Genomic DNA, 13,390 nt, shown 5'->3' with positions numbered 1-13,390 from the left:
TTCCCTCAGGCCGAGGCTATCAGCCACTCCTGGAACCGGGTCGGCAGGATACGGGCATCCGTTCCCGGCAGCAGGGTGTCGTGCTCCAGGCCGCCGCCGAAGTACCGTCCCTCGGGCCCTGACCGCACCACTCGCGAGTCTCCGCGGGCGCGCAGCACGCGCGAGACGAAGTCCGTCAGGCGCATCCGCTCGGGACCCGCGATCTCGATGTCGGACTCCAGGGGCGTGCCGAGCGCGAGTTCGACGAGCACCTCGGCGACGTCGGCGCCCGAGACGGGCTGCACCAGGGCATCCGGAAGCACGACCTCATCACCCTGCTCGGCCATCGCGGCGATCGCCGGGGCGAACTCGAAGAACTGCGTGGCGTGCACGATCGTCCAGGGGATCCCCGCCTCGCGCACCAGCGCCTCGCCCTGCACCTTGGCGGCGTAGAACGGCACGTCGTGCGGGCGATCGGATCCCACGATGCTCAGGCAGAGATGATGGCGGATACCGTGCTCGCGCTCGGCCTGCAGCAGGTTCGCGATGCCGGTGGTGAAGAACTCCCGCACGGATGCCGGATCCCCGGCGCGCGGCTTGGAGACGTCGATCACGACGGAGGCGCCGGCGAGCACCGCATCCAGGCCCTCGCCGCTGACGAGATCGACTCCGCTGCTCGGCGATGCAGCCACGGCCTCCCGTCCTCGGGAGCGCAGACGCGCCACCGTCTTCACGCCGATCTGTCCCGTGCCGCCCACGACGATGAACTCTGCCATGCCTCCACGCTACGCGCGGTCAATCGCGCTGAACCGGGATCTCCCCGGTCGCCGGGTAGTCGGGGCGCTCGGGCTGCCGCTCCTGGTGGGTTCCCTCACCGCCGTTGCGGCCGCCGTACGGCCGGCCGTGGTCCGCGTACTCGTCGCGGCTGAACACCAGCATCCAGTCCCCGATCGTGAACTGCGCTCCGGTGCGCAGCGTCTCCACCCGCTCACCGCGCTCGCCCTCCGGGCTGCTGGCGTTCATCCGCCCCGGGCCGTGCATCGTGAGCACGAACTCGTCGCGGTCGTCGTGCACGATCGTGGCGTGCAGGGGCGCCGCCCCCTCCAGCCGAAGCGTGCGGCCCTCATCCGAGCCGATCGTCACGGTCTCGGCTCCGAGATGGAGCACCGAGCGGTCCTCGTCGTTGCGGGAGATCAGCAGGTGCGGATCACCCGCACCCCAGGCGGCGTGCGTCGTCGTCGGCGCGTATCCGTGCAGCTTCTCAGCCATGACCCTTCCTCCTATCCGTGGATGACTCCTCGGGCCGGCGGGAAGGTGCTCTCGTCGACCCTCCTGACGCCAGAAGGTCGCGTAAGCCTCTGTCTCGACGATACGCCGGTCTGCGGCCCACCGGGCGGTGATCTGCGGATGCCGGGCTGTCAACCCCCTGCGCCGAGGGAACGTCAGATGCGAGCATCGGCACATCGCGAGAGGAGTCCGAAATTGACCGACCCCGAGATCCATACCTGGTGGCCGCTGCTGTCCGCGGACGCGAAGAACACGCTGGAGGCCCTGGACGGCGAGATCATCCCCGACCTCGTGCGGGAAGAGGTGGAGGCCCTGACCGGCACCCGGATGCCGCGCGAGGAGCGGCTGAGTGACCGTGACTGGGACTTCATCCGCACTCAGCGCGAGGCGGTCGACTGAGGCCTGAGAGCTCAGCCGTTGCGCACCTCCCAGCCGCGGTCGTCCTCGTCCTGTTCGCCGGCCCGCTCGGCCGCATAGTCCGGACGCTGAGGCTGCGGCGGCTGATCGGAGAGCTCGCCGCCCTCACGGCCGCCCCAGGGGCGGCCGTGGTCGGCGTACTCCTCGCGCATGAACACCAGCGACCAGTCGGCCACGGTGAAGCGCGCGCCCGTACGGAGGATCTCCGTGCGGGTGTCGTCCTCGGACCAGGCGTTCATCTCGCCCTCGCCGTGCATGGTCAGAACGTATTCGTCGCGGTCGTCGTGGACGATGGTCGCGTGCACCGGATCGGCGTCGTCCAGCACGAGCTCGCAGTCGGGCGCTGAGCCGATCCGCGTCTCGTCCGCGGTCAGCGGGAAGGCGTTCCTGACATCCTCCCGGGAGACGAGCAGATGCGGATCGCCCGAGCCCCAGGCGGCGTGGGTCGTGGTGGCGTCGGCCGGACGCCGGCTCATGTCCTTCGCCATCGCCTCGGTGTCGGCGTGCGTGCCGGACCCGTTCTCCGTCGCATCGGTGTCGGTGTCCATGTCTGTCTCCTTCCGTGCGGCACTGCTCAGCGGGTGATCTGCTCGACGGTCTCGCCCGTGTGCTGCGGGGCGAGGCTGCGGGCGATGTCGGCCTCGGCCACCATCCCGACCAGCACGTGATCGTCGAGCACCGGGATGCGGCGAACCTGATGCTTCTGCATGAGCTCGAGCACCGCGCTCACTCCGTCCTCGGCGTCGACGAGCAGAGGCGTGCCCTCGGCGAGGGCGCCCGCCCGCGTGTCGGCGGCGGAGCGGCCGTGAGCGATCGCCTTGACGACGATGTCGCGGTCGGTCAGCATGCCCTTCAGCTTTCCGTTCTCCCCGCAGATGGGCAGCGAGCCGATGTCCAGATCGGCCATCAAGCGGGCCGCGGTCTCCAGCGAGTCGTTCTCGCCGATGCAGCGTGCCCCCGGCGTCATGATGTCCTTCACCAGGACCTCCGTCGTCAGCGTCATGATCTCTCCCTCTCCTGGTGCTCGGAAGGCCGAGGATACGGAGTGCTCGGCGGGTCGCTGAGGGGGTTGACAGGCCGCGCTACCGGCGTCAAGGGTCTGGGCATCCGGCTGTCGCCGGGCCAGCATCGGGACGTCGTCTCGTCTTGACAGTGAGGAGGACCGGATGAGTCAGGTGGACAGCGTGGAACCGGTGGGGGAGAAGGGCGAGCCCGCCGGGCGCGGCCCCGCGGTGGTGTTCTGGGTGTGGATGACGGTGACCTTCGGAGGTCTGGCGATCATGTTCGCGATCATCATCGGAGGTCGATGACCATGCGGCGGATGCTGCGCGACAACGCGCTGGGACTGTTCTTCCTGCTGCTGTTCCTGCTGGCGCTCGCAGGTCAGTCGGTGGCCGGCTACTTCCGGCAGGTCGAGGAGATGACGGAGCACGGGCGGGCGCCCGCCGACTTCCTCGCGTTCGTGCTCTCGCCCGACTTCGTGGTGGACGTGGCGGAGAACTGGCAGTCGGAGTTCCTGCAGTTCTTCCTGTTCATCGGCGCGACCGTGTGGCTCGTGCAGCGCGGGTCACCCGAGTCGAAGAAGCCGGGGGACGAAGGGCCGGAGAGCGATGAGGATCAGCTGGTCGGGCGGTACGCACCGGACGGTGCGCCGCGCTGGGCGCGGGCATCGGGCTGGCGCCGGACGGTGTACGGCAACTCCCTGCTGATCGTGATGGGAACGGTCTTCGCCCTCTCCTGGCTGGCGCAGTCGCTCGGCGGCACGATCGTCGCGGGGGAGGAGGCGGCGATGCACGGCATGCCCGCGCCGACCTGGGCCGAGTATGTGGTCTCCGCCGACTTCTGGGACCGCACCCTGCAGAACTGGCAGTCCGAGTTCCTCGCGGTCGGCACGATGGTCGCATTCTCGATCTATCTGCGCCAGCGCGGCTCTGCGGAGTCCAAGCCGGTGGGCACGCCGCACGCCGTGTCGGCGGTCGAGTCGGAGTGATCTGGCGCGGCCCGCTCAGCGGTCGCGCCCATGGTCCGCGCCCAGCCAGCCGCGGCGCCGGAACACGAGCACCGCCGCGACGTCGAGCGCAACCGTGCCGATCAGCACGAACACCCAGCCCACCGGGATGTGGAGCAGAGGCATGTCCTTGAAGTTCATCCCGTAGATGCCGGCCACCACCGTCGGCAGCGCGAGCAGCGCCGCGACGGCGGCGATGGTGCGCATGTCGCGGTTCTGGCGCGACGACACATTGCTCTCATGGCTGGAGACCACGGCGTCCAGCGCCATGCGCTGCGTCGAGAGCAGGTCGGCGAGCGCCACGAGGTCGCTGCGCATGTGCCGGAAGTACGCATGCAGCGTCGGCTCGTCCTCCAGCAGATCGTCGAGCGCATCGGCGTTCGTCTCGAACCCCTGGCGCAGGGCGGATGCCGCCCGGTCCACATGACCGATACGCCGGCGCAGGCGGTAGATGCGCTGGTAGTCCTCGTCGACCGCGGGATCGAACACCTCGGTCTCGACCTCGTCGAGTTCGTTCTCGATCGACGCCACCGTGGCCTCGTACGACTGCACGACCGCTGCGAGGGCGCGGTACGCGGCGCCCAGCGGAGTGGCCCCGCTCGGATGCTCGCGCTCGATGAGAGGACGCAGAGGTCGCGCCGGTCCATCGCCGTCCCACTGCGCGGTCAGCAACCACGAATCGCCGGTGAGGATGACCACGTCTCCCGGCTTGCTGGTGGCCTTGTCGGGATCGAGATCCCAGGCGATCACGAGCAGCTGTCCGTCCAGCACTTCGAGTCTCGGAGGGCGTCCCCGCCCGAGCGAGTCCTCGAACATCGCCGGGTGCGCCGACAGGCGCCTCACCTCGGCGAGAACGTCGCGCTGATCGCGATCGACGAACTCGACCCAGGTGAAGGCGCCGTCGGCAGCCCTCGTCGAGGGCACTTCCGCCACGCGACTCAGGCCGCGTTACGACCGGAGATCGCCCTGATCAGCCAGGCGATCACCGCCAGCGCGAGCAGCACGAGTCCGACCCAGAGCAGGAAGTTCAGCGACTGCACGAGGCCGCCGGTGATGGCGAGGATGATCGCGACCACCGCGATGATGATGAACAGCAGGTTCATGACGATCCCTTCGTCCGGCGGGGCGGAGGTGCCCCGGCTGATCACACGTTACGAAGAGGCCGGATTCTCGAACAGGGGGTTGACGACGGGCCCGTGGACCTGCCATCGCGGCGGTCTACTCGGCCGGCGCCATGTCCTCGGGGACCAGGGTGATCCCGCCGCTGGTGTTCGCGGAGTGCGCCATCGCGGTGATCCATTCCGCGTGCAGCTCGGGAGGCTCCGGGGCCTCGAACACGAAGCGCAGCGGGATGGAGGGGTGCAGCCAGATGGTGGAGCGGCCCGGGGCACCGCCCTCGGGGTGCTTCCACGAGAGCGTGAAGCTCTCGTTGCGCCGCAGCTTGGTGGCGATCACGACCTTGAGATGCGCGAGCGCCCGGTCCTCGATCTCGATGGGATCGGACGTTCCGCCGTAGTATAGCAGTCCCATATCGCCTAACGTAGACCTCATAAATGGAATGCGTCACTCCGCTTCCAGCGCACGGAGGCAGCACATGGGCAAGTTCGTCTACGAGAACGGCGTCAAAACGGAGATCGAGGATCGAGCTCTGATGCACCTGCAGCTCGTCATCACCGCGAAGCTCCGACGAGGCGAGCCGTTCCCGTTCAGTTGGCGTGAGGATGTGAGCGTCGGCGGCGGCCGCACGACGGTGTGGATGCACCCTGGCAGCTCGCTCGTGTTCAAGTACTACGGCAGCAGGCAGCCCTCCATCAACCGGGGCTGGACGGAGGCGCTGGCCTTCACCGCCAACTCGCCCGGAGGGCTGTACCTCGTGCCCGAGCCGCCGGACGCCGGGGATGGCGGGGGGTCCACCGAGGAGCTGCAGGCACCGCAGCCGGAGCAGTGATCGGCTGAGTCGATCCTGCCGACACCGGCTGGACGCCTACGGCTTCCGCTGGCTGCTGTGGGGAAACCCGCCCTCGGGGTGAGGGTCCTTTCCGACCGGCTTGGGCTCCTCGGCACGGTGCTCGCGGTTGGGCTCGGCTTCGTCCTCGGCGCCGGTGTCCGCCCCGTTCTCATCCTGCTCCGGCTCGCCGGGGCCGGTGTCATCCTCCGCGTGCTGCGGCTGCACGTGCTCGGGCATCATGCCCTGATCGATGCCGCTCATCGCGTCTCCTCTCCGCCTTGCGACTGCGTTCGAGGGCCACTGTGCACCGGGTCTCGTGGCGCCGGATGCCCGTTGACATCCCTTTCGCGCGCGCGTACGGGAACCGGCGCGGGTGTCAACCCCCTGGCTCCCGGTGGTGGCCCATGACAGCGTCTTCGGCATACAGACCGGAGAGGGATCGACGATGAGCGACAGCACCAAGGATCCGCGCGACGCGCACAGGGACGAGCCGATGCCTCCGCAGCAGCAGGAGCAGCCCGGGAAGACCGACCGAACCGAACCGGAGCCGGACCATGGCGAGTCCAGCTACGTCGGCCACGGCCGGCTGAACGGGCGGAGGGCGCTGATCACGGGCGGTGACTCCGGCATCGGCCGGGCCGTCGCCATCGCCTTCGCCCGGGAGGGTGCCGACGTCGCGATCGTGCACCTGCCGGAGGAGCAGGACGACGCCGACAGCACTGTGGACCTGATCCGCCAGGAAGACCGCACCGGGCTCAGCATCCCGGGCGACCTCCGTGACGAGGAGTTCGCGACGGATGCCGTGCGACGGGCTCGGGACGAACTGGGAGGCCTCGACATCGTGGTCCTGAACGCCGCGTACCAGCACGACATCGACAGCTTCGACACGTTGCGCACCGAGGACATGCGCAGGGTGTTCGACACCAACCTGGGCGGCACGATCTTCACCGCCCGGGCCGCGTACCCCGACCTCGAGCCAGGGGCCGCCATCATCGTGACGGCGTCCATCCAGGCGTACAACCCCTCCCCGGGACTGATCGACTACGCCATGACGAAGGCGGCGCAGGTCGCCTTCGTCAAGGCGCTCGCCGAAGAGGCGGGCGAGCGCGGCATCCGCGTGAACGCCGTGGCACCGGGGCCGATCTGGACGCCCCTGATCCCCGCGACGGGATGGGATGCCGACAAGCTCGCGAGCTTCGGCAAGGACACGCCCCTCGGCCGCCCCGCGCAGCCGGCGGAACTCGCCGGTGCGTATGTGCATCTGGCATCCGACGAGTCGTCGTACACCTCAGGCGCCGTGCTCGCCGTGACCGGCGGGAAGCCGCTATGAGCACCGTGCTCTCCGACCCGCCGAGCGCCCCGGCTCCGCGCGGGGACTGGGATGTCACCTGGCTCGGGCGGGACAGCTGGCGCATCTGCGATCGTGCGCGGCGTCAGGGCGACGCCGACTGCCTGATCGCATACGTGGAGCGCAACAGCACAGGCACGCTCGACGTGCTGTGGCTGCGCAGGCCGTGCCCGCGCCGGACCAGGTTCCGTGACTTCGCCCAGCTGCTCGGCGACCTCGATGCGGCGGTCAGCGCCGCATCCGACCGTTCCCGGGCCCCCTCGCCGATCCCGCACCTCCCCCCGCGTTGATCGGCCCACCCGCCGCCGGAGTCAGTCCTCCGGCGGCGGGTTCTCGATGTGCTCGTCGACGAGGGCGATTCCGCCGCTCGAATTCGCCGAGTGCGCGAGCTCCTCGATCCAGGTGCGGCTCAGCGGCGGCGGTTCCGGTTCGTCGAACACGAAGCGGAGCGGAATGGACGGATGCAGCCAGATCGTGCTGCGGCCGACCGGAGCGCCCTCGGCGTGGCGCCACGACAGGGTGAAGCTCTCGTTGCGGCGCAGCTTGGTGGCGATGACCACTTTGAGGTGTGCGAGCGCGCGGTCCTCGATGAGGATCGGATCATGCGCGTCGCCGTAGTACAGGCTTCCCATTCCGGGTCAGCGCCGTCCGCCGCGCGAGCGGCCCTGGGCGGGGTGAGGCGGGATCGGATGACGACCTTTCACGTGCACTCCTGGGGGATAGAGCGGATGCCCGTCATGGATCGGCGGGCTACAGGAATCTATCGTGCGGCGGCATCGGCACGACGCAGGGACGCGACGCATGACGTCACAGGCGAAGAGGCTGTTCGCCGCCTGTCATCAATACCCGTGCGGCAGCCGTCAACGCCGTCGCCCGGCCGTCACCGCGGGAGGCACGCCGTAGGCATCGCGGTAGGCGGCGGAGAACCGGGACGGGTGCGCGAACCCCCACCTGCGCGCGACGGTGGCGATCGAGTCGGACGTGCCTGCGAGCAGTTCGCGGTGCGCGCCGTCGAGACGTGCGCGTCGCAGCCGCTCCGCCGGCGTGCTGTCGAGGGCGCGCCGGAACGCGTACTGCAGGCCGCGCGTGGAGATGTGCACGGCCGAGGCGACGTCGTCGACCGTGATCGGCAGGTGCGCGTTCTCATCGATGAAGTCGAGGGCCCTGCGCACGGTCGTCGGGGCCGCACGGGTCTGCGGGTCCTGCTCCAGCGCCGTGCGGAAGGTCGTCGGGAAGGAGGTGAGGACGAGCCACAGGGCCTGGCGGTGCAGCCCGGCGAGCACCAGGTCGTCGTCGCCGCAGTCCTCGAGCGTGGCGGTCATGAAGTCCAGGGTCTTCGACCAGTGCCCCGCAGCTGCGCGACGGTCGGGTGCACCGGCCTGAACACGCAGGCGGAGCGCGTCGTCGCCGCACATGCGCCGGGCGAGATCCTCTGCCGAACGACGGTCGAAGACGAGCGCCGAGACGTGCGCGGATTCCCATCGCGCCTCCACGCGCATCCCGTCAGTGATCCAGGGGCTGCCCGCGTCGAGAGGGCTGCGCTTCGTGCGCACCTCCGCGCTCGTGCCCGTCACCCGGCAGGCCAGCAGCTGATCCTCGGGTTCCACGACCGAGTGGATCTGGGCGCGCAGGTCGTAGCGCACCAGGCTGAAGCCCGGCGCCGCCGCAGAGAACCAGTCGAAACGGAACCGCTCGGGGTCGACGCGCTGCAGGGCGGCCGACGGCACGAACTGCTTCCAGGTCTCCTCGACCTGGGACGCATCGCGCGTCGACAGACGCAGTACGGTCATGAACTCCACCCGGGATCAGCGGAGACGCCCTGCCCCCTCCAGGAAACCTATCCCAGTATTCCGGTCGGCCCGTGGGGCTTGACAGACGCGCTCCCCGGTCGACGCGCGTAACGGCGCGGGCGCACCGGCGTAGCCTCGGATCATGACCGACTCGTGTGAATCGTCCGCACTGACCGACCTGCTCGGCATCCGGCATCCGATCGTCCTGGCGCCCTTCGGCGGTCTCTCGTCGGTCGCCCTCACGGCGGCGGTGAGCGAGGCGGGCGGTCTCGGCTCCTACGGTCTGTACGGCTATGACGGGGAGCGGATTCGCGCGACCGCGGCGGAGCTGCGGGATGCCTCCTCCGCGCCCTTCTCGCTGAACATCTGGCTGCCCACCGGAGACGAGGTGCCGCCCGGTCCCGAGCACGACGGCTACGCGGCGGGGCTGGAGCCGTTCTTCACCGAGGTCGGCCTGGAGCCTCCCGCGCGGCCCGAGCGGTACCTCCCCTCGCTGGAGGAGCAGCTCGACGCGATCTGGGAGGCCGCCCCTGCGGCGCTCAGCGTGGTCTTCGGCGTGCCGTCGGGCGCCCTGGTCGAGGAGGCGCACCGACGCGGCATCCGCGTGCTCGGCACCGCGACGACCGTGGCCGAGGCCGTCGCACTGGCCGACGGCGGGGTGGACGCGATCGTCGCGACCGGCGCCGAGGCGGCCGGGCACCGCGTGTCGTTCCTGAAGCCCGCGGAGGAGTCTCTGGTCGGGCTGGTATCGCTGCTGCCGCAGGTGGCGGATGCCGTGGACGTGCCCGTCATCGCAGCCGGGGGCATCGGCGACAGGCGCGGCGTCGCAGCCGCCTTCGCGCTGGGCGCATCGGGCGTGCAGGTCGGCACCTCGTTCCTAGCGACGGCGGAGTCCGCCGCGAACGACGCGCACCGCGGCGCGATCCGGTCGACGGCCGCGGATGCCTCGGTGCTGACCCGCGCGATGAGCGGCCGGCTGTCGCGCGGCGCTCCCAACCGCGCGGTCCGCGAGATCGAGGCATCCGGCGCCATCGCACCGTTCCCGGCGCAGAACTGGCTCACCGGGCGCTTCCGCGCGGTCGCCGGCCAGCGCGATCTGGGCGACCTGCAGTCGTTGTGGCTCGGGCAGTCCGCCCCGCTCGCGCGCTGGGACGCGGCATCCGAGGTCTTCGCCGAGCTGCTGGCGGGCGTCCCCGCCTGACGTGGGGTCCCGCGGGTCAGGGACGCGGGGCCGCGCGCAGCGGCGCGAGCGCGGCGTCCAGCGACGTCAGCTCGTTCAGCATCCGCTCCAGCATCGTCGCCTGCGAGTCGAGTGGCGTGAACACACCGTCCTCGATCTGCTTGAACGCCCACGGGATCTCGACGTTCACCGTGGTCGGCACGAGACCGAGGGCCATCTCGGGAACCCTCAGCGCAGCCGTGCCGCGCGTGCCGCCTGAGACCCCGCCGTAGCTCACGGTGCCCAGCGGCTTGCGCCACCACTCCTGCGAGAGGTGGTCCATCGCGTTCTTCAGAGCCGGGGAGTAGCTGAAGTTGTACTCGGGCTGGACGAAGATCAGCGCATCCGCGGCATCCACGCGCTCGCTCCATGCGATCGTCGACGCCTGCGTGTACTGCCGCAGCCGCGGGTGATTCGGCTCGGTCATGAGAGGCAGACCGATCTCCTTCAGATCCGCCCAGTCGACCTCGAACCCGCCGTGCCGTTCGACGGCTCCGCGCACCCACTGCGCGATCGGCAGGCCGATGCGGCCCTCTCGCACGCTCCCGACGACGATCATCAGCTTCGGCATGTGGACCTCCCGGCTCTCCGTCTCAGAGTGCGGCCGTGTCTCAGAGTATGACCGTGGAGCGGCCGTGCACGATCACGCGGTCCTCGGCGTGCCACTTCACCGCGCGTGCGAGCACGTAGCGCTCCACGTCGGCGCCGCGGCGCTGCAGCTCGGCGGCCGACTCGGCGTGCGTGACGCGGGTGACGTCCTGCTCGATGATGGGGCCCTCGTCCAGGTCGGCCGTCGCATAGTGCGCGGTCGCGCCGATGAGCTTGACGCCGCGCTCCTTGGCGCGCGCATACGGGTTCGCGCCGATGAACGCCGGCAGGAAGGAGTGGTGGATGTTGATGACCGGGGCGCCGATCCGCCCGATGAAGTCGTCGGTGAGGATCTGCATGTAGCGCGCCAGCACGACCAGGTCGACGTTGCCCTGCAGCAGCTCCAGCTGGCGCTCCTCCATCTCGGCCTTGGCATCGGGTCCGTCGCCGCGCGGAATGTGCACGAACGGCACGCCGAATGAGCGCACCGACTCCGCGAGGTCGGGGTGGTTCGAGATGACCATCGTCACGTCGATGTCGAGCTCACCGCGCTGCGTGCGCCACAGCAGCTCCATCAGGCAGTGGTCGTACTTCGACACGAAGATCGCGACGCGCTTGCGGTGGCTGGTGTCGTGCAGCGACCACTCCATGCCGAAGCGCTCGGCGACCTCGGCGATGGACGCCTCGAGCGCGGGGCGGTTCGCCGCGAGGCCCTCCAGGTGCAGCACCGTGCGCTGGAAGAAGCGGCCGCCGTGCGCGTCCGTGGAGTGCTGGTCGAGCGAGATGATGTTGGCCCCGTGCGAAGCCAGCACTCCGGCGACGGCGGCGACGATGCCGGGCTGGTCGTCGCAGGCGATGAGGAGGCGGGCGGTGTCGGACTGAGGCATGGATGCTCCTGAGCTGAGATCCCTCGGGCGGAGAGACGCGGAGGTGTGCCTCGATTCTGCCCTTCTCGCGCCGACCCGGCGAATCCCGGCCGTCATGCACCGGCCGTGCGGGTGCATGACGGCCGGACCCGCGGCCTCGCGGCGGCGGGAGGACCACCGCCGCGAGAGTGGATCACGCCGGGGTGCGGTTCTCGGCGCTGACCATCCAGGCGAACTGCTCGAGCTCCTCGAGGACGACGTGCAGGATGTCGGCGCTGGTGGGATCCTCCTCGTCGACCGCGTCGTGCACGTCGCGCACCGTGGCGATCGTGGCCTCCAGCCGCTCGGTGACCAGGTCGACGGTCTCGGTCGTGCTGACCTCCCCGTCCGGATACGGCGGCAGAGACGTGGTGTCCGCCACCGTGCGGCTGCGCCCGTCGGGGATCGCGTGCAGCGCCCGCATCCGCTCGGCGACCGTGTCTCCCAGTCGCCGCGCCGCCTCGACCACCTCGTCCAGCTGCAGGTGCGTGTCGCGGAAGTTCTTGCCGACGACGTTCCAGTGCGCCTGCTTGCCCTGGATCTGCAGGTCCACCAGGTCGACCAGCACCCGCTGCAGGCTCTGGCCCAGCTGCTCGGAGGCGTGGAATCCGCTCTCGGCGTTCTGGTCCTTCGTGAGCGGCGTCGTGTTCTGCTTCCTCGTGGCCTGCGTCGAGCTCGGCTTCTTCGTGGGCGTCATCTTCGTTCTCCTCCGGTTCGTCTGGGTGGGGGTCATCGGTGATCGTCGTCAGTGATCGCGCAGCATCGAGATCAGCTCCGACTTGCGCTTGCCGGAGTAGCCCTTGAGGCCGAGCTCCTTCGCGCGGGACTTGAGTTCGTCGACCGTGCGATCCTCGTAGTCCTCGGCCTTGCCGCCGCGCTTGCCGACGGACTTCCGCCCGTCGCGGGCAGCCGCGTTGGAGATCCGCGCGGCCTTCTCCTTCGACGCTCCGTCGTCACGGAGCTCCTCGTAGAGATCCGGATCCTTGAGGCTGTTCGAACCGCGTCCACGGGGCATGATGCTCTCCTTCTCCGTCGTGTCTGTGCCGCCAGGATGCCGAGGCGCCCGCCGTCGCCGACAGGGGGTTGACAGCGCTGGGCGCCGGCGTGCACCCGAGTGGCTCATGACGGCACCGCGAAGCGTCGCCCGTTAGCACCGCCGGAGGGGCGCGTCAACGCGGGGGACACCGCGGTCATCGGGTGCGAGTGTCGCCCTGCAGGTCGTACGCACGGGCACGCCCCGACCGATCGAGAGGAACCATCATGGACGACCCGACGCCGCAGCACGAGAGCCGGCTGACCGCACTGACCATCTCCTGCACCCTCAAGCCGTCGCCTGCGCAGTCGAGCTCGGAGAAGATGAGCGGGCAGATCAGCAGTCTGCTCGAGGAGCACGGTGTCGCGACATCGCATGTGCGGGCGGTCGACCACGACATCCTGCCCGGGGTGGACAAGGACATGGGTGAGGGGGACGAGTGGCCCTCGCTTCGTGAGAAGGTGCTCGCCGCCGACATCGTCGTGCTCGTGACCCCGACGTGGCTCGGCCAGCAGTCCAGTGTCGCGCAGCGCGTGCTCGAGCGCCTGGACGCCGAGCTCGGGGAGACGGACGCCGAGGGGCGCCCCACGATGTTCGACAAGGTCGCGCTGGCCGGCGTGGTGGGCAACGAGGACGGCGCGCATCACATCGTGGCCGTGCTCTACCAGTCGCTGGGCGATGTGGGGTTCAGCGTGCCTGCGCAGGGATGCGTGTACTGGAACGGCGAGGCGATGCAGAAGACCGACTACAAGGATCTGCCCGAGACGCCCGCCTCCGTGCAGTCGTCCATGAGCACGGCCGTCGCCAACGCGGTGCATATGGCCCGGCTGCTGAAGCGGGAGGGATACCCCTCCGCGGCGTGACGGCT

22 protein-coding genes are annotated in these 13,390 nt (G+C 69.9%); 8 read left to right on the top strand and 14 right to left on the bottom strand.

Going from position 1 to position 13,390, the window contains the following annotated elements; genetic code table 11:
* Positions 1 to 5 precede the first annotated feature (5 nt).
* Both MIAR_RS14380 and MIAR_RS14375 read right to left on the bottom strand, forming a co-directional pair.
* On the bottom strand, positions 6 to 755 hold the full coding sequence (locus MIAR_RS14380; RefSeq protein WP_285637392.1) for an SDR family oxidoreductase: 750 nt from the start codon (positions 753 to 755) through the stop codon (positions 6 to 8).
* 19 nt (positions 756 to 774) lie between these two features.
* Complete coding sequence (locus MIAR_RS14375; RefSeq protein WP_285637389.1) at positions 775 to 1,248, bottom strand: FHA domain-containing protein; 474 nt, start codon at positions 1,246 to 1,248, stop codon at positions 775 to 777.
* Between the two features lie 213 nt (positions 1,249 to 1,461).
* Between MIAR_RS14375 and MIAR_RS14370 the strand changes: the two genes are divergently transcribed.
* Positions 1,462 to 1,665, top strand: coding sequence for a hypothetical protein (locus MIAR_RS14370; protein WP_285637386.1), 204 nt, complete (start codon positions 1,462 to 1,464; stop codon positions 1,663 to 1,665).
* A gap of 11 nt (positions 1,666 to 1,676) precedes the next feature.
* Here the strand turns inward: MIAR_RS14370 and MIAR_RS14365 are convergent, their stop codons facing one another.
* Both MIAR_RS14365 and MIAR_RS14360 read right to left on the bottom strand, forming a co-directional pair.
* Positions 1,677 to 2,231, bottom strand: coding sequence for an FHA domain-containing protein (locus MIAR_RS14365; protein ID WP_285637383.1), 555 nt, complete (start codon positions 2,229 to 2,231; stop codon positions 1,677 to 1,679).
* A gap of 26 nt (positions 2,232 to 2,257) precedes the next feature.
* Positions 2,258 to 2,686: a CBS domain-containing protein gene (locus MIAR_RS14360; protein ID WP_285637379.1), complete on the bottom strand. Its 429-nt coding sequence runs from the start codon at positions 2,684 to 2,686 to the stop codon at positions 2,258 to 2,260.
* A gap of 163 nt (positions 2,687 to 2,849) precedes the next feature.
* Here MIAR_RS14360 and MIAR_RS14355 point away from each other — a divergent pair, with 163 nt between their 5' ends.
* Positions 2,850 to 2,993: a hypothetical protein gene (locus MIAR_RS14355; protein WP_285637376.1), complete on the top strand. Its 144-nt coding sequence runs from the start codon at positions 2,850 to 2,852 to the stop codon at positions 2,991 to 2,993.
* Between the two features lie 2 nt (positions 2,994 to 2,995).
* Complete coding sequence (locus tag MIAR_RS14350; RefSeq protein ID WP_285638530.1) at positions 2,996 to 3,673, top strand: DUF6766 family protein; 678 nt, start codon at positions 2,996 to 2,998, stop codon at positions 3,671 to 3,673.
* Positions 3,674 to 3,688: 15 nt separating this feature from the next.
* On the opposite strand, the gene MIAR_RS14345 is transcribed toward MIAR_RS14350, so the two are convergent.
* The 3 genes from MIAR_RS14345 to MIAR_RS14335 all read right to left on the bottom strand — a co-directional run bounded on the left by MIAR_RS14345 (position 3,689) and on the right by MIAR_RS14335 (position 5,221).
* On the bottom strand, positions 3,689 to 4,615 hold the full coding sequence (locus MIAR_RS14345; protein WP_285637373.1) for a magnesium transporter CorA family protein: 927 nt from the start codon (positions 4,613 to 4,615) through the stop codon (positions 3,689 to 3,691).
* A gap of 14 nt (positions 4,616 to 4,629) precedes the next feature.
* Positions 4,630 to 4,794, bottom strand: coding sequence for a hypothetical protein (locus MIAR_RS14340; protein WP_285637370.1), 165 nt, complete (start codon positions 4,792 to 4,794; stop codon positions 4,630 to 4,632).
* Between the two features lie 115 nt (positions 4,795 to 4,909).
* Complete coding sequence (locus MIAR_RS14335) at positions 4,910 to 5,221, bottom strand: DUF7882 family protein (protein ID WP_285637368.1); 312 nt, start codon at positions 5,219 to 5,221, stop codon at positions 4,910 to 4,912.
* Positions 5,222 to 5,285: 64 nt separating this feature from the next.
* Between MIAR_RS14335 and MIAR_RS14330 the strand changes: the two genes are divergently transcribed.
* Entirely contained in the window at positions 5,286 to 5,639 is a 354-nt protein-coding gene (locus MIAR_RS14330; protein ID WP_285637365.1) for a DUF7882 family protein, read from the top strand.
* A 36-nt stretch (positions 5,640 to 5,675) separates the two neighbouring features.
* Here the strand turns inward: MIAR_RS14330 and MIAR_RS14325 are convergent, their stop codons facing one another.
* Positions 5,676 to 5,900, bottom strand: a complete 225-nt coding sequence (locus MIAR_RS14325; protein WP_285637362.1) for a hypothetical protein — start codon at positions 5,898 to 5,900, stop codon at positions 5,676 to 5,678.
* 184 nt (positions 5,901 to 6,084) lie between these two features.
* Between MIAR_RS14325 and MIAR_RS14320 the strand changes: the two genes are divergently transcribed.
* Positions 6,085 to 6,969 (top strand): SDR family oxidoreductase, encoded by an 885-nt coding sequence (locus MIAR_RS14320; RefSeq protein WP_285637359.1) that lies wholly within the window; start codon positions 6,085 to 6,087, stop codon positions 6,967 to 6,969.
* Positions 6,966 to 7,277, top strand: coding sequence for a hypothetical protein (locus MIAR_RS14315; protein ID WP_285637357.1), 312 nt, complete (start codon positions 6,966 to 6,968; stop codon positions 7,275 to 7,277). The genes MIAR_RS14320 and MIAR_RS14315 overlap by 4 nt, the downstream gene beginning before the upstream one ends.
* Before the next feature lie 21 nt (positions 7,278 to 7,298).
* Here the strand turns inward: MIAR_RS14315 and MIAR_RS14310 are convergent, their stop codons facing one another.
* On the bottom strand, positions 7,299 to 7,619 hold the full coding sequence (locus MIAR_RS14310) for a DUF7882 family protein (protein ID WP_285637354.1): 321 nt from the start codon (positions 7,617 to 7,619) through the stop codon (positions 7,299 to 7,301).
* 228 nt (positions 7,620 to 7,847) lie between these two features.
* Positions 7,848 to 8,777: a helix-turn-helix transcriptional regulator gene (locus tag MIAR_RS14305; protein WP_285637351.1), complete on the bottom strand. Its 930-nt coding sequence runs from the start codon at positions 8,775 to 8,777 to the stop codon at positions 7,848 to 7,850.
* 142 nt (positions 8,778 to 8,919) lie between these two features.
* Here MIAR_RS14305 and MIAR_RS14300 point away from each other — a divergent pair, with 142 nt between their 5' ends.
* Positions 8,920 to 9,978, top strand: a complete 1,059-nt coding sequence (locus tag MIAR_RS14300) for an NAD(P)H-dependent flavin oxidoreductase (RefSeq protein ID WP_285637348.1) — start codon at positions 8,920 to 8,922, stop codon at positions 9,976 to 9,978.
* A 16-nt stretch (positions 9,979 to 9,994) separates the two neighbouring features.
* Here the strand turns inward: MIAR_RS14300 and MIAR_RS14295 are convergent, their stop codons facing one another.
* The 4 genes from MIAR_RS14295 to MIAR_RS14280 form a co-directional block, all read right to left on the bottom strand.
* Positions 9,995 to 10,567, bottom strand: coding sequence for an NADPH-dependent FMN reductase (locus MIAR_RS14295; protein ID WP_285637345.1), 573 nt, complete (start codon positions 10,565 to 10,567; stop codon positions 9,995 to 9,997).
* A 40-nt stretch (positions 10,568 to 10,607) separates the two neighbouring features.
* Entirely contained in the window at positions 10,608 to 11,471 is an 864-nt protein-coding gene (gene purU, locus MIAR_RS14290; RefSeq protein ID WP_285637342.1) for a formyltetrahydrofolate deformylase, read from the bottom strand.
* 172 nt (positions 11,472 to 11,643) lie between these two features.
* Entirely contained in the window at positions 11,644 to 12,186 is a 543-nt protein-coding gene (locus MIAR_RS14285; RefSeq protein ID WP_285637339.1) for a Dps family protein, read from the bottom strand.
* A 48-nt stretch (positions 12,187 to 12,234) separates the two neighbouring features.
* Entirely contained in the window at positions 12,235 to 12,504 is a 270-nt protein-coding gene (locus MIAR_RS14280; protein WP_285637337.1) for a DUF7218 family protein, read from the bottom strand.
* Between the two features lie 245 nt (positions 12,505 to 12,749).
* Between MIAR_RS14280 and MIAR_RS14275 the strand changes: the two genes are divergently transcribed.
* The gene (locus MIAR_RS14275) at positions 12,750 to 13,385 is read left to right on the top strand and encodes a flavodoxin family protein (protein ID WP_285637334.1); all 636 of its coding nucleotides are present in this window, start codon (positions 12,750 to 12,752) and stop codon (positions 13,383 to 13,385) included.
* The last annotated feature ends 5 nt before the right edge of the window (positions 13,386 to 13,390 follow it).

Origin of the sequence: Microbacterium arabinogalactanolyticum (genome assembly GCF_030268005.1) — a bacterium.
Classification (GTDB): domain Bacteria; phylum Actinomycetota; class Actinomycetes; order Actinomycetales; family Microbacteriaceae; genus Microbacterium; species Microbacterium arabinogalactanolyticum.
Note: the sequence above shows the minus strand (reverse complement) of the source record. Positions and strands in the feature narration are given on the sequence as shown.